19 protein-coding genes are annotated in these 21,969 nt (G+C 75.0%); 10 read left to right on the top strand and 9 right to left on the bottom strand.

What is annotated here, in order from left to right:
- Positions 1-118: 118 nt before the first annotated feature.
- The gene (locus ACI797_RS18465; RefSeq protein WP_456860200.1) at positions 119-1,774 is read right to left on the bottom strand and encodes a hypothetical protein; all 1,656 of its coding nucleotides are present in this window, start codon (positions 1,772-1,774) and stop codon (positions 119-121) included.
- Positions 1,775-2,057: 283 nt separating this feature from the next.
- On the opposite strand from ACI797_RS18465, the gene ACI797_RS18460 reads away from it, so the two are divergent.
- The 3 genes from ACI797_RS18460 to ACI797_RS18450 all read left to right on the top strand — a co-directional run bounded on the left by ACI797_RS18460 (position 2,058) and on the right by ACI797_RS18450 (position 4,910).
- Entirely contained in the window at positions 2,058-3,887 is a 1,830-nt protein-coding gene (locus ACI797_RS18460) for a sigma-54-dependent Fis family transcriptional regulator (RefSeq protein ID WP_456860199.1), read from the top strand.
- Between the two features lie 15 nt (positions 3,888-3,902).
- Positions 3,903-4,151, top strand: coding sequence for a hypothetical protein (locus ACI797_RS18455; RefSeq protein ID WP_456860198.1), 249 nt, complete (start codon positions 3,903-3,905; stop codon positions 4,149-4,151).
- Positions 4,152-4,322: 171 nt separating this feature from the next.
- Entirely contained in the window at positions 4,323-4,910 is a 588-nt protein-coding gene (locus ACI797_RS18450) for a TMEM165/GDT1 family protein (RefSeq protein ID WP_456860197.1), read from the top strand.
- A 12-nt stretch (positions 4,911-4,922) separates the two neighbouring features.
- Here the strand turns inward: ACI797_RS18450 and ACI797_RS18445 are convergent, their stop codons facing one another.
- Positions 4,923-5,123: a hypothetical protein gene (locus tag ACI797_RS18445; protein ID WP_456540544.1), complete on the bottom strand. Its 201-nt coding sequence runs from the start codon at positions 5,121-5,123 to the stop codon at positions 4,923-4,925.
- A gap of 234 nt (positions 5,124-5,357) precedes the next feature.
- Here ACI797_RS18445 and ACI797_RS18440 point away from each other — a divergent pair, with 234 nt between their 5' ends.
- Positions 5,358-6,449 carry an MFS transporter gene (locus ACI797_RS18440; RefSeq protein ID WP_456860196.1) on the top strand — a complete coding sequence of 364 codons (1,092 nt, stop codon included), beginning with the start codon at positions 5,358-5,360 and terminating at the stop codon, positions 6,447-6,449.
- Between the two features lie 75 nt (positions 6,450-6,524).
- Complete coding sequence (locus ACI797_RS18435) at positions 6,525-6,944, top strand: ester cyclase (RefSeq protein ID WP_456860195.1); 420 nt, start codon at positions 6,525-6,527, stop codon at positions 6,942-6,944.
- 6 nt (positions 6,945-6,950) lie between these two features.
- On the opposite strand, the gene larC is transcribed toward ACI797_RS18435, so the two are convergent.
- The 3 genes from larC to ACI797_RS18420 all read right to left on the bottom strand — a co-directional run bounded on the left by larC (position 6,951) and on the right by ACI797_RS18420 (position 12,559).
- Positions 6,951-8,129: a nickel pincer cofactor biosynthesis protein LarC gene (gene larC, locus ACI797_RS18430; RefSeq protein WP_456860194.1), complete on the bottom strand. Its 1,179-nt coding sequence runs from the start codon at positions 8,127-8,129 to the stop codon at positions 6,951-6,953.
- Positions 8,130-8,216: 87 nt separating this feature from the next.
- Positions 8,217-10,841 (bottom strand): diguanylate cyclase domain-containing protein, encoded by a 2,625-nt coding sequence (locus ACI797_RS18425; RefSeq protein WP_456860193.1) that lies wholly within the window; start codon positions 10,839-10,841, stop codon positions 8,217-8,219.
- Positions 10,842-10,933: 92 nt separating this feature from the next.
- Complete coding sequence (locus tag ACI797_RS18420) at positions 10,934-12,559, bottom strand: diguanylate cyclase (RefSeq protein ID WP_456860192.1); 1,626 nt, start codon at positions 12,557-12,559, stop codon at positions 10,934-10,936.
- 146 nt (positions 12,560-12,705) lie between these two features.
- Between ACI797_RS18420 and pheA the strand changes: the two genes are divergently transcribed.
- Entirely contained in the window at positions 12,706-13,656 is a 951-nt protein-coding gene (pheA, locus tag ACI797_RS18415; protein ID WP_456860191.1) for a prephenate dehydratase, read from the top strand.
- Positions 13,657-13,733: 77 nt separating this feature from the next.
- Here the strand turns inward: pheA and ACI797_RS18410 are convergent, their stop codons facing one another.
- A complete protein-coding gene (locus tag ACI797_RS18410; RefSeq protein ID WP_456860190.1) occupies positions 13,734-15,824 on the bottom strand; it encodes an MMPL family transporter in 2,091 nt (696 codons plus the stop codon).
- Positions 15,825-15,915: 91 nt separating this feature from the next.
- Between ACI797_RS18410 and ACI797_RS18405 the strand changes: the two genes are divergently transcribed.
- Positions 15,916-16,377 carry a MarR family winged helix-turn-helix transcriptional regulator gene (locus ACI797_RS18405; RefSeq protein WP_456860189.1) on the top strand — a complete coding sequence of 154 codons (462 nt, stop codon included), beginning with the start codon at positions 15,916-15,918 and terminating at the stop codon, positions 16,375-16,377.
- Between the two features lie 58 nt (positions 16,378-16,435).
- Here the strand turns inward: ACI797_RS18405 and ACI797_RS18400 are convergent, their stop codons facing one another.
- Genes ACI797_RS18400 through ACI797_RS18390 form a run of 3 tightly spaced genes read right to left on the bottom strand, consistent with a single transcriptional unit; the run spans position 16,436 to position 18,556 of the window.
- Entirely contained in the window at positions 16,436-16,762 is a 327-nt protein-coding gene (locus ACI797_RS18400) for a GroES family chaperonin (RefSeq protein WP_456860188.1), read from the bottom strand.
- Between the two features lie 19 nt (positions 16,763-16,781).
- Complete coding sequence (locus ACI797_RS18395; protein WP_456537603.1) at positions 16,782-17,129, bottom strand: metallopeptidase family protein; 348 nt, start codon at positions 17,127-17,129, stop codon at positions 16,782-16,784.
- Positions 17,126-18,556: a GuaB1 family IMP dehydrogenase-related protein gene (locus tag ACI797_RS18390; protein WP_456860187.1), complete on the bottom strand. Its 1,431-nt coding sequence runs from the start codon at positions 18,554-18,556 to the stop codon at positions 17,126-17,128. The genes ACI797_RS18395 and ACI797_RS18390 overlap by 4 nt, the downstream gene beginning before the upstream one ends.
- 147 nt (positions 18,557-18,703) lie before the next feature.
- Here ACI797_RS18390 and serS point away from each other — a divergent pair, with 147 nt between their 5' ends.
- Genes serS through ACI797_RS18375 form a run of 3 tightly spaced genes read left to right on the top strand, consistent with a single transcriptional unit; the run spans position 18,704 to position 21,694 of the window.
- Positions 18,704-19,996 (top strand): serine--tRNA ligase, encoded by a 1,293-nt coding sequence (gene serS / locus ACI797_RS18385; RefSeq protein WP_456860186.1) that lies wholly within the window; start codon positions 18,704-18,706, stop codon positions 19,994-19,996.
- Entirely contained in the window at positions 19,993-20,898 is a 906-nt protein-coding gene (locus ACI797_RS18380) for an HAD family hydrolase (protein ID WP_456537606.1), read from the top strand. Before serS ends, ACI797_RS18380 begins: the two co-directional genes overlap by 4 nt.
- Complete coding sequence (locus ACI797_RS18375) at positions 20,891-21,694, top strand: HAD family hydrolase (RefSeq protein WP_456860185.1); 804 nt, start codon at positions 20,891-20,893, stop codon at positions 21,692-21,694. The genes ACI797_RS18380 and ACI797_RS18375 overlap by 8 nt, the downstream gene beginning before the upstream one ends.
- Positions 21,695-21,969: the final 275 nt, after the last annotated feature.

The raw sequence follows: 21,969 nt of genomic DNA, 5'->3' as shown, positions 1-21,969 counted from the left end.
GGCCCCGTCCAGAGGCTCGCCCCGCGCTTGCGAGGGATGAGGGGGACGGGGTCCTTCACGGCGGGGAGGCGGGGGAGGGCCGGGGGGCACCCGACCCTCCCCCTCGCCTGACCCGCGCTCAGGCGCTCGGTGCGGGGGCCGGCCGGCCGGCCGGGCCCTGGCGGTTGTAGTCGGCGACGAACGCCGCCCGCTGCTCGTCGGTCATCTCGTTGAAGAGGACGTTCGGGCTCAGCAACGGGCCGAGCCGCTTGAGGTGCTCGGTCGTCCACATCTTCTTCGGGTCCAGGTTGAGGTGCGGCTGCGCCGTCATCGTCTTCCCGTCGTCCCGGACGAAGCCCATGTCCTCGACGACCTTGTCCCAGTCCCAGCCGTGGTACAGGGTCTCCCACTCGCGGTGCCCGACCAGCCGGCCCATGTTCGGGGTCTCGCGGCCCTGGTACACCGGGCGGAAGGCCTCGACGTCGGTCCAACGGCAGGTCTCGCTGCAGTAGGTGCGGTGCACCCCGTCGACCTCGGCGGTGACCATGTCCTCACGGATGAGGCAGGGCACCATGCAGGTCCAGCAGCGCTGCGGGTACACGTAGTCGACGTCCTCGCCGACGATCGGCTTGTGCCCGTTCGGCACCGACAGGCGGGCGTAGTTCTCCCACCACTTGCCGTACTTGTCGTACCAGCCCGGGTACTTGTGCTCGAACCACTCGAAGTCCTCGTCGGTCATCGGGTCGATGCGCCAGTAGTTGGCGAGCCACCCGGTGGCGAAGAACTGCGCGACCTCGTGGACGTAGCCCTTGTTCCAGATGCGGTTCCAGGCCTCCTCGATCAGGTCGTGGGGGATGGTGAGCCCGTACTTCTCGAGCGGGACCAGGTAGCTGCGGTAGTAGTCGTCGTAGATCCAGCGACGCCACATCTCCGCGTAGGACTCCCGGTCCTTGCGGCGGTCCTTGGTGCCGTACTCGATGAAGGTGCCGATCGCGGCGTCGACGACGGCGTGGTTGTTCCACCAGGCGTAGCGCAGGTCGCGCTCGAGCAGCTGCCGGTTGCCCTCGTCGGACAGCGCCATCAGCAGCGTGGCGTAGCCGTTGGAGATGTGCCGCGACTCGTCGGACTGCACGGAGTGGAACACCGTGGGCAGCAGGTAGTCGCCGTTGGCCGCAGCCTCGGCCGGCATGGCCACGAACAGGGTGTTCGTGAAGGCGGTCTCGGCGACGATGGTTAGGTAGATGCTCGCCGCGGTGATGGCGTCCCCGGTGATGAACCCCTCCGCGAACTGCCGGCCGATGGTGCCGCAGTAGTCGTTGTGGAAGTTCCGCAGGCTGTTGTTGAAGCCCGCCGGGTCGATGTAGTTGTTCATGTACAGGCGCTTGAGGTTCTGCTGGATCGTCGAGTGGCGGACCTCGTCGATCATCTGGATCGCCTGGCCGTTGTGGAGCTCCGGGTTGGGCACCACGTGGAACAGCATGGGCATCGAGCGGGCCGCCGAGATCTCGGGCAGCGGGATGATCGACAGGAACAGCTTCTGCCACTCCAGCCAGCGCTCCTGCACCTGGCGGAACATGTTTCCGCGGATCGCGCCGTCCTCGGCGCCGTAGACGCGGTTGTCCTTCTCCTCCTCCATGGGGAAGTACGAGCGGAGGATCTGCTTGAGCGGATCCTTCTTCTGCGCCTTCCGGAAGGTGTAGTCCGTGCCGTACTTCATGTACGGCTCGTGGTAGACGGGCTCCCAGGCCAGTTCCTGGATCTTCTGGTGGGCCTTCGCCAGACTCTGTCGACTCACGTCGACTCCTCACGATCGGGGCGGGAACTCTCGGTCGGCTGCTGCCGCGCGGCAGCGCGTTCTCGGTTCCTCGGAGCCGCGACGGACGCGGGCGCGACGGCCCCGGAGGCGGCGAGGGGCGCGGCGCGGTGCCCCCTGCACCGTGCTCCTCGTGGTACGGATCACAGTGGCTCGCCGGGCCGCCCGTGGTCTCAATATGAGACGTCCGCCACACCCTGGGCCCCCCACCTTGGTCTCCCTAGAGTGGGTGGAGCTCGATCCTTCACAGTCGAGGGAGCCGGCCGTGACCGTGTCGAACCAACCGGCGACCCCGCTCGCCGTGGGCTCCCCGACCGGGGACGTCGCCCGCGCCCGGTCGCTGTTCCTGGTCGACGAGCCGGTCGCCCCCGGCGTGGTGCGCGACGAGATCCTCGCCTCCTGGACCCGCTCGCGGCTCTGGCGGGTCCGCCCCGACTCCATCGAGCTGCCGTGCGAGTCGGGCGCCGACGACGACACCAAGCTGACCCGCGCCGCCGAACCGGTGCTGCGCGACGTCGCCGACCTGTTCGCCACCGAGCCGGTGAGCGTGATCCTCTGCGACGCCGACGGCGTCGTCCTCAGCCGGCGCACCGGCGACTCCGGCCTGGAGCAGCACCTCAACCGGGTGTGGCTCGCGCCCGGCTTCAGCTACGCCGAGCAGTTCATCGGCACCAACGGCATCGGGACGGCGCTGGAGGCCCGCGGCCCGGCGCAGGTGTTCGGCTCCGAGCACTACGTGGAGGGCCTCGAGGAGCTGGCCTGCGCGGGCTCGCCGATCCGCCACCCGGTGACCGGCAAGGTGCTCGGCGTCGTCGACCTGACCTGCTGGTCGCGCGACGCCGGGCCGCTGCTGGTGGCCACCGCCGGCACGCTCACCCGCCGCATCGAGCAGGTGCTGCTGGAGCACTCGGGGCAGCGGGAGCTCGCCGTCCTCAACGACTACCTGGTGGCCTGCCGGCGCAACCGGGGTCCGGTGCTCGCCATCGGCGAGGACCTGCTGATGATGAACGACCGCGCCCGGGAGCTGCTCGACCCGGCCGACCAGGAGCCGCTGCTCGCCGAGGCGGGCGAGGCGCTGGTGCAGGGCCGGCGGCACCCGCTGGTCATCGACCTGCCCAGCGGCCGGACGGCCCGCGTGCACTGCCGGCCGACGGTGAGCGCCAGCGGCGTCGTCGGCGGGGTGCTCGACGTCCAGGTGATCAGCACGGCCCCCGCGGCCGAGGCGCGGCCGGTCCGGCCGGTCCCGGCGCCGCCGTCGGTCGCCGTCGGCTCGGGCCCGGCGTGGACCAAGTGCCTGGCCGCGGTGGACCGCCACCAGCAGGCCGGCGAGTGGCTGGTGCTGCAGGGCGAGCCGGGGTCGGGCCGGGAGACGCTCGCCCGCGCCGTGCACCAGGCCCGGACGCCGGCCGCGCGGCTGCGCGTGCTGCGGGGGGAGGACGCCGGCCCCGACTGGCTGGCCGAGGTCGCCGACGAGCTGACCCTCGACGGCGGCACGCTGGTGCTCACCGACGTCGACCGGGTCCCCCGCCCGCTGCTGTCCGAGCTGGCCGACGTCCTCGAGCCCCTGCGCGAGTCCACGGACCCCGACCGGCCGTGGGTGGTGGCCACCGCGGGGCCGGCCGCCGACGACCCGGCCCCGGAGCTGGCCGGGCTGCTGTCGGCCTTCCCGCGCACGCTGCCGGTGCCGCCGCTGCGGCACCGGCTCGAGGACCTCGCCGAGCTGGTGCCGCACCTGCTCGGCCGCCTCGGGCACGGGTCGGTGAGCTGCTCGCCGGAGGCGATGCGGGTGCTCACCCACAACCGCTGGCCGGGCAACGTCGACCAGCTCGTCGCCGTGCTGCGCAAGGTCGTGGCGAAGCGCCGCTCGGGCGTGGTGGGGGTGCGGGACCTGCCGCCGGAGTGCCGCTCCACCACCAAGCGGATGCTCAGCCCGCTCGAGGCGCTGGAGTGCGACGCCATCGTCGAGGCGCTGCTCGACGCCGGCGGCAACAAGGTCGAGGCGGCCCGCCGGCTGGCGATGTCGCGGGCCACCATCTACCGCAAGATCCGCGACTACGGCATCTCGGTCCCCGCGACCGAGCCGTCCGTGCCCTGACCCGGGAGGGGCGCCGTGGGTCATCCGCTCACCACCCGGGTCGTCGCCCGGACCGTCGTCGTCGGCGGCTACGTGCTGGTGCTCGCCGTCGCCGGGCGACCGGGCTGGCTGGCCGCCCTGCTGGGGCTGCTGCTGGTCGGCGTGTGGGCGGCGCCCTTCCTGCTGGCGACCAACCGCCGGCCCGCCGACCCGCGTGGTGAGTCCACCGTCACGGTGATCCGCGGCCGTCCGGGCGCTAGTCTGGACGGCAGCGAAGGGGAGTAGCCCCCAATGTCGCGGTCGACACACTGACCTCCCGCCGGTCCTCCCGGCGGACGGTCCGGCCGCGCGGCCTCGTTCCGGCGGGGCGGGCGAGACCTTCGATCCAGGCAGCACGTGCCGGGTCGAGGTCTCGCGTCTCGCCCCCGGCCGGACCAGAGAGGCCCGACCCGCTCCGTGGACGCAGTACTCGTCAGCACGCTCGTCTCCTTCGGCGTCATCTTCGTCGCCGAGCTCGGGGACAAGTCGCAGCTCATGGCCCTGACCTTCGCCACCCGCTTCCGGGTGTGGCCGGTGCTGGTCGGGATCACGATCGCCACCGCGATCGTCCACCTGGCCTCCGTGGCGATCGGCTACGGCCTGGGCGCCGCGCTGCCCACCGGCTGGATCAACCTCGCCGCCGCGCTGGCCTTCGTCGCGTTCGGCCTCTGGACCCTGCGCGGCGACGAGCTCACCGACGACGAGCAGGACAAGGTCAACCGGGCCGGCAAGCGGGCGATCATCGCGGTGGGGACGGCCTTCTTCCTGGCCGAGCTGGGCGACAAGACCATGCTGGCGACGATCACGCTGGCCACCGACCACGGCTGGTTCGGCACCTGGCTCGGCTCGACGCTCGGCATGGTCGCCGCCGACGCGCTGGCCATCGTCGTCGGCCGGGCGCTGGGCAAGCGGCTGCCGGAGAGGGTCATCGCGATCGGCGCCGCCGTGCTGTTCTTCCTGTTCGGCCTGTGGCTCGGCATCGAGGCGATCGTCGAGCTGACCTGAGCCGGACCCGGGTCAGACCGCTTCGGCGGGGGCCTCGGCCGGCACGGGCAGCACGTGGTGGCGGCGGACGACCAGCGGAGCGGCCCACACCGCGACCAGGGCCACCCCGAGCAGGGTGGCGAGCCACCCGGGCGAGCCGGCGACGGCCAGCACGACCAGGAATCCCAGGACGACGGTCGTGCGGCAGGCGGTGGGGATCGACGGTGCGGTCACGGGCGGCACGTCCTCTCGGTGGCGACGGCGATGTCAGCCTCCTCCTGCCCGGGGGGTGCCGTCCACCCGGGCCAACCTCTGGCCCGGCCGGGCCAGGAAACCGGGTGCGGGCGGCGGCCGACCGGCGCTAGCGTGCCCGCCATGCCGTTCCGTTGACGCCACGCACCCCTGACCCCGGCACCGGCGCGCTCGCTCAGCCGCCTGGCGCTCGCCTGGTCGATCACCGACTCCCTGGTGCCGCTGTACCCCCTCTACGCCCTGCTGTTCGCCGACGCCGGGCTGTCGGAGGCGGAGATCTCGGCGCTGTTCGCGGTCTGGTCGGTGACCGCGTTCGTCGCCGAGGTGCCCACCGGCGCGCTGGCCGACCGCTGGTCGCGCCGGGGCGCGCTGGTGCTGGCCTCGCTGCTCGAGGCGGCCGGTTTCGCGCTGTGGGCGGCGGTGCCCGAGACCTGGTCGTTCGCCGCCGGCTTCGTGCTCTGGGGCGTCGGCGGGGCGCTGGCCTCCGGCGCGGCCGAGGCGCTGGTCTACGAGGGCCTCGAGGCGGCCGGTGCGCGCGACTCGTACGCCCGGCTGAACGGCTGGATGGGCGCGACCACGCTGGCCGCCCAGGTGCCGACGGCGTTCGTCGCCACCGGCCTGTTCGCCCTCGGCGGCTACCCCCTCGTGGGCTGGGCCAGCGTGGCGACCTGCCTGGTCACCGCGGCGCTGGCGACCCGGTTCCCGGAGCCGCCGCGGCCGCCGGACGGCGACGGCGTGGCCGAGGTGGTGGGGTTCGCCCGCACCCTGTGGTCCGGCGTGACCGACGTGGTCCGCAGCCGGGCGCTGCGCGCGGTCGTGGTGGCCGCCGCGCTGCTGGGCGGGCTGGACGCGGTCGAGGAGTACTGGCCGCTCATGGCCGGGGCGTGGGGCGTCCCCGCCACCGCCGTCCCGGTGGCCACGCTGGCGATCCCCCTGGCCGGCGCGGTCGGTGCCGCGCTCGGCGGCCACGCCGCACGGCTGGCCACCCGGTGGCTGCTCGCGCTGCTGGTGCTCGCCGGGCTGCTGCTGGGCGCCGCGGCGCTGTGGGCGCGACCGGCCGCGCTGGCCGCCGTCGCCGTCTTCTACGGCCTGTACTGCGCCGTGCTGGTCGTCGCCGAGGCCCGGCTGCAGGACCGCATCACCGGGCCCCGGCGGGCGACGGTCACGTCGGTGGCCGGGCTGGGCATGGAGCTGGCCTCGCTGCCGGTGTTCGCCGTCTTCGCGCTCGGCGGCACCGGTGCGGTGGCGCTGCTGGTGCTCGCCGTCGTCCCCGTGGTCGCGGCCGGCCTGCGCCGGCCGCCGCGGTGACGTCGGACCCTGGGCCCGGCCGCCGGGCCGGAGGAGCGTGGAACCGAGCCCTTCGACGAAACAGGGGAGGCAGCGATGTCGGACGTCGGGACACGAGCGGTCATGGAGGGCTATCTGCGGGCGCTGCTCGACCGCGGGGACTTCGCGGCGTTCTTCGCCCCGGACGTCACGTGGACGACGATGGAGACCGGCGAGCAGGTCCACGGCCGCGAGCAGGTGCGCGACCTGATCGTGGCATCGCACACGCAGGTCTTCGAGGCCCGCCCCGAGCTGGTCGGGCTGGTGATCGGGGACGGCGTCGCCATGATCGAGGCCCGCTTCGTCGGGACGCACCGGGGCGAGTTCGCCGGCGTCCCGGCGACCGGCCGGCAGGTGGACGTGCCCTACTGCATGGCCTACGACGTCCGGGACGGCGCGATCACCGCGCTGCGCGCCTACCTCCCGGTCGCGGCCATGGTCGCGCAGCTGACGTCGGCCCAACCGGCGCCCGCCTGACCGGCGTCACGGCCCGGTCACCGGGTGCGCGGCCGCGGCGGCCGCGGTGGCGGCGCGCAGCACCTCCTTGACCGGGAGCTGCTGCGCGCCGGCGAGGGCGACGACGTCCTCGTACTCGACGCTCACGTTGACCACCCGGCCGTCGAGGCGGGCCACCTTGACGCCCACCGGGGCGCCGAGCACCTCGACCGAGGTCGCCGTCCGCTCGAGGGCCACCTTGCCGACCGGGACGACGCGCAGACCGATGGTCGACGTCGTCGCGAACACCGCCGCCTGCACGGCGGCGGTCCGGTCGGGCGGGCAGAGCGCCGAGACGGTGTGCGCGGGGCGGCCCTTCTTCATGACGACCGGGGTGAGCCACGCGTCGGAGGCGCCGGCGGCGAGGAGGGCGTCGAGCACGCCGGGCCACAGCCGCGGGTCGAGGTCGTCGACGTTGGCCTCGAGCACGACGGCCGGGCCCGGTGGCGTGGTGGGCTCGCCGAGCACCAGCCGGACGACGTTGGGCAGCTCGACCGGGTCGCGGCCGCCGGCCCCGTAGCCCGTGCGCGCGACCCGCATCGGCGGCAGCGTCGTCCACTCGTCGACCAGCTCGACGAGCAGCGCCGCTCCGGTGGGCGTGCACGCCTCGGCCGGCACCGGGCCGGCCAGCACGGGGACGCCGGCGAGCAGCTCCAGCACCGCCGGCGCCGGCACGGGCACGACGCCGTGCGCGCCGCGGGCCGAGCCGCTGCCCAGCGCGACGGGGGAGGCGGTCAGCCGGTCGAGCGCCAGGTGCGCGAAGCCGGCGACGACGCCGACCACGTCGGCGAGGGCGTCGAGCGCGCCCACCTCGTGGAAGTGCACGTCCTCGGGGTCGGTGCGGTGCACCCGGCCCTCGGCGCGCGCCAGCCGCTCGAACACGGCCAGCGCCCGGTCGCGGACGTCGGCGGTCAGGTCGGCGGCGGTGAGGAGCGCGCGCACGTCGGCCCAGGTGCGGTGGTGCGGTGACGGCGGCGCGGAGACGTGCACGCGGGTGGCGCCCAGGCCGTGCCGGGTGACCTGCTGGGGGGTGAGCGCGACCGGCTCGACGCCCAGCGCGGCCACCGCCCGGGCGGGGACCTCGAGCGGCACGCCGGCGTCGACGAGCGCGCCGAGCAGCATGTCGCCGCTCGCGCCCGCCGCCAGGTCGAGCCACCCGATCGTCACCGGTCGATCATGCCAACGCCGACGAGATCGGCGCTCTCGCACGCTTTCGGCGCTGAAAGCGTGCGAGAGCGCCGGTGTCGCCGCAGCTCAGCCGCGGGCGGAGCGGCGGGCCAGGCGGGCGGCGAACACGCCGGCGGCCCAGCCGTTGTCGACGGCGCTCACCACGACGCCCGGCGTGCCGGCGCCGAGCACGGTGAGCACCGCGCCGAGCGCGCCGAACCCGCCCGGCTGCCCGGTCGAGGTGGGGACGGCGACCACCGGCACGTCGGTCAGCGCGGCCACGGTGCCCGCCAGCCCGGCGTCCTGCCCGGTGACGACGACGAGGCAGTCGGCGTCGGCCAGCGGCGAGGGGTCGGCGAGGAACGGGCGCAGGCGGCTGCTGCCGACGTCCTCGATGCGGACGACCTCGGTGCCGGCCACCCGCGCGACGAAGGCGGTCTCGGCCGCGACCGGCGCGTGGGTGCCGGCGCCGCTGAGCACCGCGACCCGGCCGACCGGCTCGGGCAGCGGGCCGACGACGGCGGCCATCGCGGCGGCGTCCATCGAGGTGTGGGCGTCGTGCTCCGCGGCCAGCGCGACCAGGGTCTCCGGCGCCGCGCGCAGCACCACGACCGGGCGGTCGGGGGAGACGCGGCGGGCCTCGCGGACCAGCGCCAGCACCTGCTCGGTGCTGCGGCCGGTGCCCCAGACGACCTCGGGCTCGGCGGGCGCGGGCAGCGCGACGGCGGCCACCCCGGCCACCGGCGGGGCGGGGGCCAGCGGTGGGTCGACCACGCCGGCGGCACCCAGCGGGGCGACCGGCCGGGGCTCGGTGAGCAGCGGGGCGAAGCCGTCGTCGAGCAGCGGGGGCACGTCGGCGACCGTATCCGCCGGGGCGTCGGGCTCCGGCACCGGCTCGGGCTCGGCCGCGCTCCCCGGCGGGGTGGCGCCGGCCCGGGTCTGGGTGACGGCGGAGAGCCGGACGACGCGGTCGCGGCCGCTGCGCTTGGCGTCGTAGAGCACGCCGTCGGCGGCGGCGAACAGGGTGCGGCGGTCGTCGCCGCGGGTGGCCGAGGCGATGCCGACGCTGATCGTCACCGGCACCTCGAGGCCGATCTCCGCCCAGTCGTAGGCGCCGATCGCCCGGCGGATCCGCTCCAGCGCCCGCTCGGCCTGCTCGGCGGTGGTGTCGGGCAGCAGGATGACGAACTCGTCGCCGGCCCAGCGGCACACCTCGTCGGTGTCGCGGACGCCGGCGACCAGCAGCTCGGCCACCACCCGCAGCACGGCGTCCCCGCCCGGGTGGCCGATGGCATCGTTGATCGTCTTGAAGTGGTCGACGTCGACGACGGCGAGCGCCGGGGCGGAGCCGGCCGACAGCAGCCCGTCGAGCCGGGCCTCGGCGTAGCGCCGGTTGGGCAGGTGGGTGAGCGGGTCCTCGTAGGCCTGCCGGCGCAGCTGCCCGGCGGCGCGCTCGGTCTCCAGCAGGCTCTTGCGCCGGCCGAACAGCTCGACCCAGCGGGTGCGCCGCTCGTCGACCCGGTCCAGCTCGTCGCTGATGTAGGCCTGCAGGTACGGCAGCGCGCGGCCGGCGTCGTCGAGCTCGGAGTGCAGCGTGCACAGCTCGCGCAGCACCGCCCGGCGCACGCGCGGCAGCCCGTGCTCGGTCGACAGCGCCAGGGCCTGGGTCAGGTGCTCGTCGGCGCCGCGGCCGTCGCCCTGCCGGCGCAGCGCGCGGCCGAGCGCGAGCTGGGCGGAGGACAGCAGCGCGCGGTCGGCCCGCGCCGAGGTGATGCGGACCGCGGCGCGCAGCGGCCCGGTCGCGGCCGACTGCTCGCCGAGCCCGACCAGCGCCCACCCGTGCACCACCTGGGCGGCGACGACGCCCGGCTCGTCCGGCGGCAGCAGCTCCAGGGCGCGCTCGGCCATGCCGCGGGCCTCGGCGAAGTGCGGGGCGGCCGACTCGGGCGCGCCGTCGTCGAGCAGGCCCTCGCCCAGCTCGGCGCACAGCTCGCCCAGCCGGGTGGCGTGCGCGGCGACCAGGACGTCGGGGTCGCCGTCCTCGGTGGTCAGCGCCTCGGGGTCGGCGGCCGCGGCGATCGCGGTCTCGTAGGCGCGGCGCTGGTAGTCCAGCGCCAGGGGCATGAGCTCGAGGTCGGCCAGGACGCCGGCCAGCGAGGAGAGCGTGTCGACCAGCAGGCCGCTGGGCGGGAGCGCGGGGTCGAGCAGGCTGGCCGCCTCGACCGCCTCGTCCATGGCGGCGTCGATCCGGCGGGAGAGCAGCTCGATGCGGGCGTGCCGGGCCAGGCCGGCGGCGCGCTGCAGGTCGTCGTCGGTGGCGTCGAAGGCGGCCTTGGCGGAGCGGACCAGCGCGATGGCCAGCGCCGCGCGCGAGGCGGACTCGGCGCGCGGGTCGCCCGCGGCGTCGTCGGCCGGACCCTCGATGAGCTCGGCGACGCCGGCGTGCAGGTCGAGCGGGGCGGGGGCGGCCTCCGACGGCGGGCCCAGCGGGTCGCCGACCAGCGTGAAACCGGCGACGCGCAGCCGGCGGACGAGCAGCTCGGCGCGCAGCGTGTCGGCCCACGCGCGGCCGAGGTCGGCCGGGGTGTCGGTCTCGGCCGCCTCGAACGGCGAGGGGTCGAGCTCGACGTCGGCGAGCAGTTCCTCGGCGGCGTCGAGCTGCCAGTTCGCGAGGGCAGCGGTCACCCGGTGGTGCAGGGCTCCCGGTGGCACGAGCGCACTGTGCACGTCGTCCCGGCCGGTGTCGAGCACCCGGCGGGGACCACGCCGACGGCCGTCCGTCGCGTCCCACGTGCCCCAGGGGATCACGCGGAGACGTCCGGGAGCATGCCGCCCGGGGCCCGCACGCGGTTGCGGCCGCCGCGCTTGGCGGAGAAGAGCTCGAGGTCGGCGGTGTCGAACAGCGCCCGCCAGCCCACCGGGCCGGTCGCCTCGCCGTCGACCACCGGCGTCGTCGCCACCCCGATGCTCACCGTCACCGGCCCCGACAGCGGCAGGTCGGACCAGTCGGCCCGCTCCACCGCGGCGCGCAGCCGGTCCATGACGGCGAGGGCCTGCGTCTCGGTCGCGGTCGGCAGGACGACGAGGAACTCGTCGCCGGCCCACCGGTACACCTCGTCGCCGGTGCGGCTGTGCTCGCGCAGCAGGTCGGCGACCCGCTTGAGGACGACGTCGCCGGAGGAGTGCGACCCCTCGTCGTTGACCTCCTTGAACCGGTCGACGTCGACCACGGCCAGCGACAGCGGGGCCTCGCCGTGGTGCAGCGAGCCCAGCCGCCGCTCGGCGCTGCGCCGGTTGCCCAGCCCGGTGAGCGGGTCCTCGAGGGCGTGCCGGCGCAGCACCGCGGCCTGCCGCTCGGCCTCCCGCAGCCGGCTGCGCTGGACGAACATCTCGGCCCAGAGCTCGCGGCCGCGGGCCTGCGCCCGGCCGGTGTCGGCGCGGTAGGCCTCCAGCCAGTGCAGCGCCTCGGCCGGCCGGCCGAGCGCGGCGGTGGCCTGGCCCAGCTCCAGCAGGCAGTGCCGGTAGCGGCGCCGGTCGCCGGCGGCCGCGAAGGCGCCGGAGGCGTCGACCAGCAGGTCGATGGCCTGCTCGCCGAGCCCGGTCGTGCCGTCGCGGGCACCGAGCAGGGCCAGCAGCCGGGCGAGCGCGAGGTCGGCGTAGCCGCGCAGCCAGACCCCGCCCTCCTGCTGCACCCGCCGGTGCGCGCTGCGCATGGGGCCGAGGGCCTCGTCGAGGTCGTCGCGGCACATCAGCGCCCACGACTGGACGACGTCGAGCAGGTCCTGCTCGTCGCGGGAGGGCTCCCAGTCCAGCTGGCGGGCGGCGGTGGCGCAGTCGATCGCGGTGTAGGCCAGCTCGCCGGCCCGGTGCAGGTCGCCCCGGCGGCGCAGGGTCTGGGCGAGCTCTGTCTGCTGCTGGGCGACCAGCAGGAGCAGCCGCCACTGGTCGCCGAGGTCGTCGAGCTGGAGGGCCACGCCGTGCCCGCGCAGCGCGTGGGCGACGGCGAGCTCCTCGAGGTCGAGGCCGCTGAGCGTGCGGGAGAGCCAGGCGTGCGCCTGGTGCAGGGCCCGGGAGGGGGTGCGCGCCGCCGGGCCGTCGGTGAGCAGGCTGGCGTCGACGGCCAGCAGCATCGCCGAGTCGAACCGGTCGGCCCTGACCTCCACGTGCGCCAGGTAGGCCATGGCCAGCGCGGTGTCGGGGGTCGGCGGGCACTTCTCCAGCGCCGCGCGGGCGGCGGCGACCGCGACGCTGACCGCCGCGGGGTCGGACTCGACCAAGCCGCGCCGCGCGGCGAGGGCGTGCCGCCAGGCCAGCCAGCGCGGCTCGGAAGCGGTGGTGAGCGCGGCCTCGGCGTCGTCCAGCCCGGCGAGGAAGGCGGACGTCTCGTCGCGGTCGCCGGCGGCCAGCAGACGCCACAGCGCAGCTTCCAAGTCACTCTCGGTGACTCGGGCGGAGCCGGGGGTCACGCCATCCTCCACTCGACGGTCTCCGCCGGCGCGATCGGCCGGCGCTGCCGGTAGTGAGGCTTCCCCCGGGTGAGGCACCCGCCCCGTCCCGTCCGCACTACCCTCGCCGGGTGCCCGGAATCCCTGCCCGTCAGCACCCGACGCGGTACGCCTATCTCGGCCCCGAGGGTACCTTCGCCGAAGCGGCTCTGAGCAGGGCCGTTACGTCGGGCGAGGGACTGCGGTACCCCCAGCCGAGCGTCCCCGCGGCGCTGGCCGCCGTCCGGTCCGGGGACGCCGACGCGGCCCTGGTGCCGATGGAGAACTCGGTCGAGGGCTCGGTGCCGGCCACGATGGACGGGCTGGCCTACGGCGAGCCGCTGGTGATCACCCGCGAGGTGTTCCTGCCGGTGACGATGACGCTGGTGGCCCGGCCGGGGACCGACCTCGCCGACGTCCGGTCGCTGGCCAGCCACCCGCACGCGCTCGCGCAGTCGGCGCGCTGGCTGGCGGAGAACCTGCCGGCGGTCACCCCCCTGCCGATGACCTCCACCGCGAGCGCCGCGCGGGCGGTGGCCGACGGCGAGGTCGACGCCGCGGTCTGCGCCCCGATCGCGGCCGAGCGCTACGGGCTGGTCACGCTGGAGGCCGACGTCGCCGACCACCCGGGAGCGGTCACCCGGTTCGTGCTCGTGCAACCGCCGGGCGCGCTGCCCGCGCCGACCGGCAACGACAAGACGTCGCTGGTGGCCGTGGTCGGCGACCGCCCGGGGTCGCTGCTCGAGCTGCTCAGCGAGTTCGCCGTCCGCGGGATCAGCCTGACCCGGATCGAGTCGCGGCCGACCCGCGAGCGGCTGGGCGTCTACTCGTTCTCGATCGACTGCGAGGGGCACGTCGCCGACCGCCGGGTGGGGGAGGCGCTGGCCGCGCTGCACCGGGTGTGCGACGACCTGCGCTTCCTCGGCTCGTACGCGCGCGCCGACGAGCGGGAGAACAAGCCGGTCCCGGGCACGGCGCGGGACGCCGCGTTCGCCGACGCGGAGGGCTGGCTGGCACGGGTGCGCGCCGGGGAGGCCTCCTGACCGCGGCATCGCGGCCAGGGGCCCGGCGCCGTCGCGCCCGGTCACAGCCGACGCGCCGGGTGTGACGAACCGGTCCGCTAGACCGTCTCGAGCTCCCGTTCCGGCTCCGGGTCGGGACGCCGGGCCAGCCGGCTCGGCCACCAGGTGCGGTCGCCGATCAGCGCCACGGCGGCCGGCACGACCAGCGAGCGGACGACGAAGGTGTCCAGCAGGACGCCGAAGCCGACCAGGAACGCGAGCTGCGCCAGGAACAGCAGCGGCAGCACCGACAGGGCGCCGAAGGTGGCCGCCAGCACCATGCCGGCGCTGGTGATCACCCCGCCGGTGACGGCGAGGGCGCGCAGGACGCCGTCCCTGGTGCCGTGGCGGGCGGACTCCTCCCGTGCCCGGGTCATCAGGAAGATGTTGTAGTCGATGCCCAGGGCGACCAGGAACACGAAGGCGATCAGCAGGATGCCGGGGTCGCTGCCGGGGAAGCCGAAGACGTTCTCGAACAGCAGGGCCGCCACGCCGGCCGTGGCCAGCACGCTGAGCACGACGGTGCCCACCAGCACCAGGGGCGCGACGATCGAGCGGAGCAGGACGGCGAGCACGATCGTGATCACGATCAGCACCGCGGGCACGATGACCCGCAGGTCGTGCGCCGCGCTCTCCCGCGCGTCGAGGTTGCTGGCGGTGTCGCCGCCGACCAGCGCCTCGGGGTCGGCGGCGTCCAGTTCGACGCGGAGGTCCTTGACGACCTCGATCGCCTCGACGCTGTCGGGCGCGACGTCGAGGGTGACGTCGAGCCGCACCAGGCCGTCGACGACGAGGGGCTCCGGCTGCCCGGCCGGGAACGGGGCGACCGAGGCGACGCCGTCGGTGGCCGCGGCCGCCTCCGCGACCTCGGGCCAGGCGTCCTCCGGGGTGATGATCACCGTCGGGCTCGACGTGCCGGCGTCGAAGTGCCGGGCCAGCGCCTCCTGACCGTCGACGCCGTTCGACTCGCCCCGGATGGCGTCGGAGAACGTGATGCCGTCGGCCTGGTAGGTGGGCGCGAACACCGCCGCGGCCACCAGGCCGAGGACGCTGAGGGCGAGCACCCGGCGCGGCCGGCGCCCGACCAGCGCCGCGACCCGCTGCCAGCCCCTGCCCTCCTCCGGCTCGACCCCGTACCTTGGCCGGAAGGGCCAGAAGGCGGCGCGGCCGAGCAGCACGAGGGCGGCCGGCAGGAAGGACAGCGCGGCCACGACGGCGAGGCAGACGCTGACCGCCGAGATCGGGCCGAGGCCGCGGTTGGACGCGAGGTCGGAGAACAGCAGGCAGAGGACGCCGAGGACGACGGTCGCGCCGGAGGCGACGATCGGCTCCCACGAGCGGCGCAGCGCGGTGCGCATGGCGGCGTACTTGGACCGCTCGCGGCGCAGCTCCTCGCGGAAGCGGGCGACCAGCAGCAGCCCGTAGTCGGTGGCGGCGCCGACGACGAGGATCGCGGCGATGCCCTGGCTCTGGCCGTTGACGGTGATGACGCCGGCGTCGGCCAGCAGGTACGCGACGGCGTTGGCGGCGGTGAGCGCCAGCCCCGCGGTGCCGATGACCAGGAACGGCAGGATCGGGCTGCGGTAGACGACCAGCAGGATGAGCAGGACGACCCCGAAGGCGGCGAGCAGCAGGAGGCCGTCGATGCCGGCGAACCCGTTGGCGAAGTCGGCGAAGATCCCGCCCGGGCCGGTGACGAACGAGTCGGTGCCCTCGACCGGCAGCGTGGCGCGCAGGTCCTCGACGACGGTCACGATCTCGTCGCCGAGGTCGGGGGTCAGCGGCAGGAACGCCTGGACCGCCTCGCCGTCCTCCGAGGGGATGGGCGGGGACGCCTCACCGGCCAGCGCGTCGGCGTCCTCAGCCACCTGCACGGCCGCGCCGACGCGCTCGGCGATGGCGCCCAGCGTCGCCTCGTCGAGCGGACCGCCGGTGCTCTCCCACAGCAGCACCGCCGGGATCGCCTCGGTGGTCGAGAACTCCTGCTGCAGCTCGGTGACCCGGGTCGACTCGGCGCTGTCGGGGAGGAACGCGGCGGTGTCGTTCTCCTGGACGCCGGTCAGCTTGCCGCTGAGGCTGCCCAGCGGCGCGGCGCCGCCGATCCAGACGAGGAGGACGAGCAGGGGGAGGAGCCAGCGGAGCCGTTGCATGGTGAGAGAATCCCTCGATGTTCGATAATCTCGACGATCGAGATGTTAGGGCGGGTGTGAGACTGCTGGCAATTCCGGGAGGGGAGTCCACGTGGATGCAGCGGCGCGGCAGGAGATCAGCCTGATGCTGCGCCGGCTCACCGTCGAGCTCGACGCCGTCGGGCAGCGGTTCGCCGGCCTGCACGGGCTCAACCGCACCGACGTCCGGGCCCTCGTGGCGATCATGGACGCCGCCCGCGCGGGCCGGCCGATGACGGCCGGGGCGCTCGGCGCGGCGGTGGACCTCTCCTCGGCGTCGGTGACCGCGCTGCTCGACCGGCTCGAACGGGTCGGGCACCTGCGCCGGGTGCGCGACGAGGCCGACCGCCGGCGGGTGGTGCTGGAGATGTCCCCGACCGCGATGGCCGCCGGGGCGGAGTTCTTCGGTGGGCTGAACCGCGACCTGACGGCCGCCATGGAGGGCTACACCGACGAGGAGCTCGCCGTCGTCCGCCGGTTCCTCGGGGAGATGACCGAGGTGATCGTCCGCCACCAGCAGGCCGGGACGTCCTAGGCATAGGTACCTATACATGCGTTCCGAGCCGCAGAACGCATGTATAGGTACCTATGCCTCAGAGGTAGAGGCCGGTGGACTCCTCGATGCGCTCGGCGGCGACGGCGTGCACGTCGCGCTCGCGCAGGATGATCAGGTCCTCGCCGTGCACCTCGACCTCGTGCTGGTCCTCGGGCGAGAAGAGCACCTGGTCGCCGACCTTCACCTGGCGGACGTTGCCGCCGACGCCGCGCGCCTCACCCCACACCAGCCGCTTGGCGACCTGCGCGGTCGCCGGGATGAGGATGCCGCCGGTCGACCGCCGCTCGCCGTCCTCCTTGCGCAACGCGACCAGGATGCGGTCGTGCAGCATCTTGATCGGGAGCTTCCCCGCGGTCTCTGACACGCCGATCACGGTACGACCCTCACCCCCAGCCCAGTTCATGCAGGCGGGCGTCGTCGATGCCGAAGTGGTGCGCGATCTCGTGCACGACGGTGATCGTGACCTCCTCGACCACCTCGTCCTCGGTCTCGCAGACGTCGCAGATCGCCTCGCGGTAGATCATGATCCGGTCGGGCAGCGCGCCGCCGTACTGCCAGCCGCGCTCGGTCAGCGCGTAGCCCTCGTAGAGCCCGAGCAGGTCGGGCTCCTCCTCGTTGCGGTCCTCGACCAGGACGACGACGTTGTCCAGCAGCGCCATCAGCTCGGCCGGCACCTCGTCGAGCGCGTCGGCGACCAGGCCCTCGAATTGCTCCAGCGGAAGGGGTTTCACCAGCTGGTCGGCAGCGGCCGCCCCTCCTCGTAGCCGGCCGCGCTCTGCACCCCCAGCACCGCGCGCTCGTGCAGCTGGTCGACCGTGCGGGCGCCGGCGTAGGTGCAGGCCGAGCGCACCCCGGCGACGATGCCGTCGATCAGGTCCTCGACCCCGGGGCGCTCCGGGTCCAGGTACATCCGCGAGGAGCTGATGCCCTCCTCGAACAGGCCGGCGCGGGCCCGGTCGAAGGCGCCCTGCGACGACGTCCGGGCCTTGACCGCGCGCGCCGACGCCATGCCGAACGACTCCTTGTAGAGCCGGCCCGAGCCGTCGTTGTTCATGTCGCCGGCGCTCTCGTACGTGCCGGCGAACCACGAGCCGACCATCACGTTGGCCGCGCCGGCCGCCAGCGCCAGCGCCACGTCGCGCGGGTGCCGCACGCCGCCGTCGGCCCAGACGTGCTTGCCCAGCGCGCGGGCCGCCGCGGCGCACTCCTCCACGGCGGAGAACTGCGGCCTGCCGACGCCGGTCATCATCCGCGTGGTGCACATGGCGCCCGGGCCCACGCCGACCTTGACGACGTCGGCGCCGGCCTCGATCAGGTCCGTCGTCCCCCCGGCGGTGACCACGTTGCCGGCGACCACCGGCACCGACCCGGCCACCGACCGGACCGTGCGCACCGCCTCGACCGCCTTCTCCTGGTGGCCGTGGGCGGTGTCCACCACGAGGACGTCGACGCCGTACGACAGCAGCGCCTCGGCCTTGCCGCGCACGTCGCCGTTGATGCCGACCGCGGCGGAGGTCAGCAGCTGGCCGCGGTCGTTCACCGCGGGCAGGTAGAGCGCCGAGCGCAGCGCGCCCTTGCGGGTGATGACGCCGACCAGGCGGTCGCCCTCCACCACCGGCGCGGCGTTGACCCGCGCGTCGGAGAGCACGTCGAAGATCTTCGGCAGGTCGGTGCCGGCCGGCACGGTCAGCGGGTCGGGCGACATGACCTGCGAGAGCTGGGTGAACCGGTCCACGCCCTGGCAGGCGCCGTCGGTGACCACGCCGACCGGGACACCGTCGTCGACCACGACGACGATCCCGTGCGCGCGCTTGGTGAGCAGCGACAGCGCGTCGGCGACGGTGGACGTCGGGCTGAGCGTGATCGCGGTGTCGTAGACCGGGTGGCGCGCCTTGATCCAGGTGAGCACCTCGCCGACGACGTCGACCGGGATGTCCTGCGGGATGACGGCGAGACCGCCGCGGCGGGCCACCGTCTCGGCCATCCGCCGGCCGGAGATCGCCGTCATGTTGGCGACCACGATCGGGATCGTCGTCCCCACCCGGTCGGGCGTGGTCAGGTCGACCTCGAGCCGGGAGCCGACCGTCGAGTGGTTCGGCACCATGAAGACGTCGGCGTACGTGAGGTCGTGCTGCGGCCGGTCGCCGAGGAAACGCATGGGCCCAGTGTCCCTGACCCGCGCTCCTCCATGCCGAGATCCCGCTATCTCGGCCCGCCGGCCGTCCTGGTGCGCCGAGATCACGTGATCTCGGCGGGAGGTCGCGGGTCGGCGGGGCGGCCAGGGCGGCCCGCCTACGATCGGATCGTGATCGACCTGCGGCTCGTGCGCGAGCACCCCGACGTCGTCCGTGCCAGCCAGCGGGCGCGCGGCGCCGACGAGTCGCTGGTCGACCGGCTGCTCGGGGCCGACGAGGCCCGCCGGCAGGCCGTCGGGCGCGCCGACCACCTGCGCGGGGAGCAGAAGGCCGCGTCGCAGGCGGTGAAGAAGGCCTCCGCCGAGGAGCGTCCCGCCGTCCTGGAGCGGGCCAGGGCGCTGGCCGCCGAGGTCAAGGAGGCCGAGGAGGCGCAGCGCGCCGCCGACGTCGCCCTGCGCGAGGCGCACCTGACGATCGCCAACGTCGTCCACCCCGACGTCCCGCCGGGCGGTGAGGACGACGCGGTGACGCTGCGCACCGTCGGCGACGTCCCCACCTACGACTTCGCGGTCCGCGACCACGTGGAGATCGGCGAGGGCCTCGGCGCGATCGACCTCGAGCGCGGCGCGAAGGTCTCCGGCGCCCGCTTCTACTTCCTCACCGGGCCGGGCGCGCTGCTCGAGTTCGCCCTCGCCCAGCTGGCGATCACCCGGGCCGTGGCCGCCGGGTTCACCCCCGTCGTCGCGCCGGCGCTGGTGCGGCCCGAGGCGATGGAGGGCACCGGCTTCCTCGGCGCGCACGCCGAGGAGGTCTACAAGGTCGAGCGCGACGACCTCTACCTCGTCGGGACCTCGGAGGTACCGCTCGCCGGCATGCACATGAACGAGGTGCTCGACCTCTCCGCCGGCCCGCGGCACTACGCCGGCTGGTCGTCCTGCTTCCGCCGCGAGGCCGGGTCGTACGGCAAGGACACCCGCGGGATCATCCGCGTGCACCAGTTCGACAAGGTCGAGATGTTCAGCTACGTCCGGCCGGAGGACTCCGCCGCCGAGCACCAGCGGCTGCTCGCCTGGGAGGAGGAGTTCCTCCAGGCGCTGGAGCTGCCCTACCGGGTGGTCGACATCGCCGCCGGCGACCTGGGCAGCAGCGCGGCCCGCAAGTTCGACATCGAGGCCTGGTTCCCCAGCCAGGGCACCTACCGCGAGCTGACCAGCACGTCGGACTGCACGACCTTCCAGGCCCGCCGGCTCAACATCCGGTACCGGGGGGACGACGGCAAGCCGCAGACCGCGGCCACCCTCAACGGCACGCTGTGCGCGATCGCCCGCACCATCGCCTGCCTGCTCGAGGTGCACCAGCGCGCCGACGGGTCGGTGCACGTGCCCAAGGCGCTGCGGCCGTGGCTGGGCGGCGTCGAGGCGCTGACCCCGGGCATGGACCTGACGGCGGCCGTCCCCGCATGAGCGCTCCCGGCGTGCTGCCCTCGTCAGGGCACGCCGCACCCGGTTCCGACGTCGTCGTCGAGCCGCCCGACCTCGGCGGCTGGCGGCCGCGGCTGGTCGCCACCGACCTCGACGGCACCCTGCTGGACTCCGCCGGCACGGTCCGCCCGCGCACCCGCGCGGCGCTGGAGGCCTGCTGGGACGCCGGCATCCCGGTCGTCGGCGCGACCGGCCGCGGGCCGCGGCTGCTCGACAGCGTCCGCGGGGCGCTGGCCGGCCGCGGCATCGCCGTCCTCGCGCAGGGCGGCTACGTCGTCGACCTCGAGCGCGACGAGGTCCTGCGCACCGTCGGGCTGCCGCGGGCGCAGGCGATGGCGGTGATCGAGCAGATCGAGGCGGTCGCCGGCGACCTGGTGATCGCCGTCGAGGACGCCGCCGAGCAGGCCGAGGCCCGGCGGCCGCTGCGCGTGCAGCACGGCTTCGACTGGCCCTACCCCGAGCCGGCGCACCTGCTGCCCCGCCACCGCGTGCTGCCCGACGGCGCCGTCCTCAAGGTGTTCCTGCGCTCGGCGCGCCTGGGCCAGGACGAGCTGCTCGCCCGGGCCGACAAGGTGGTCGACCCCGCGGTCGCCGCGGTCACCCACGCCGGGCTCGGCTTCATCGAGGTGCTGCCGCCGGGCATCACCAAGGCGAGCGGCCTGGCCGTGGCCCTCGAGCGCTACGGCGTCGGCTTCGACGAGGTGCTGGCCTTCGGCGACATGCCCAACGACCTGCCGATGATCACCGCGGTCCGCGAGGCGGGCGGCCGGGCGGTCGCCGTCGCCAACGCGCACCCCGCCGTCCGGGCTGCGACACCGGAGCTGACCAGCGGCAACGACGCCGAGGGCGTCGCGCGCTACCTCGAGGCGGTCCTGGATGTCTGACTGGAGGCCGCGGCTCATCGCCAGCGACATGGACGGCACCCTCCTGCACTGGGACGACACGGTCAGCGAGATGACCGTGGCCGAGCTCGCCCGGTGGCGGGCCGAGGGCGTGCCGGTGGTGCTCGCCACCGGCCGCCCGCCGCGGTGGATGCGCAAGATCCGCAAGGTGCTGGAGTCCGGCACCGCCGTCTGCTGCAACGGCGCGGTGCTGCTCGACCTGGAGACCTTCACCGTCGTCGACGAGGACCCGCTCGCCGCCGACGTCATGCAGGACGTCGTCGCCGAGCTCCGCCGCCGCCGGCCGGGCACCCGGTTCGGCGTCGAGTACGGCCTGGAGTTCCGGCACGAGCCCGACTACCACCCGCGGTGGGACGTCGACGTGCCGGGCGTGGCCACCGCGCCGCTGCAGGACCTGGTGCGCGAGCCGGTCGCCAAGCTGCTGGCCCGCCACGAGGACCTCGACCGCGACACGTTCCTCGCCGCCGTCGAGGAGATCGTCGGCGACCGCGCCACGGTGACCAACTCGTCGGACGAGGCGCTGGCGGAGATCAGCGCCGCCGGGGTCACCAAGGCCTCCGGCCTGGCCAAGGTGGCCGCCCGGTACGGCGTCGGCCCCGAGGACCTCGTCGTGTTCGGGGACATGCCGAACGACATCGCCGCCTTCGACTGGGTGCGCGAGGCCGGCGGTCGGGCGGTCGCGATGGCCCACGCCCACCCCGACGTGCTCGCCGCCGCCACCGACGTCACGGGCAGCAACGAGGACGACGGCGTCGCGGCGTTCCTCGCCGCTCTCTGACCCCGCCGCCCTCGACCGCGCCGGCGCAGCGCCTTGCGGAGAGGCAGCAGCGGTGGCGGGAGCGTGACCACGCACCGGCCCCGGGCATCGCGAGGCCGGGCGCGCCGCCGGCCGCGGAGCACCGGTGCCAAGGTGGCCTGGCCCTCGCAATGGCCCGCGAGGGCCAGGCCGCCCTCCCGGCGCGGGAGGTCCGCCAGGCGGTCCGCGACGCAGCCGCCTACATCGCTCCCGCCGAGAGGACCACCCCACCGGCGTCGTGACCGACCGGGCGTCCC

This window comes from Geodermatophilus sp. SYSU D00691, from assembly GCF_054050275.1.
This window is presented reverse-complemented; position numbering and strand designations above follow the sequence as displayed.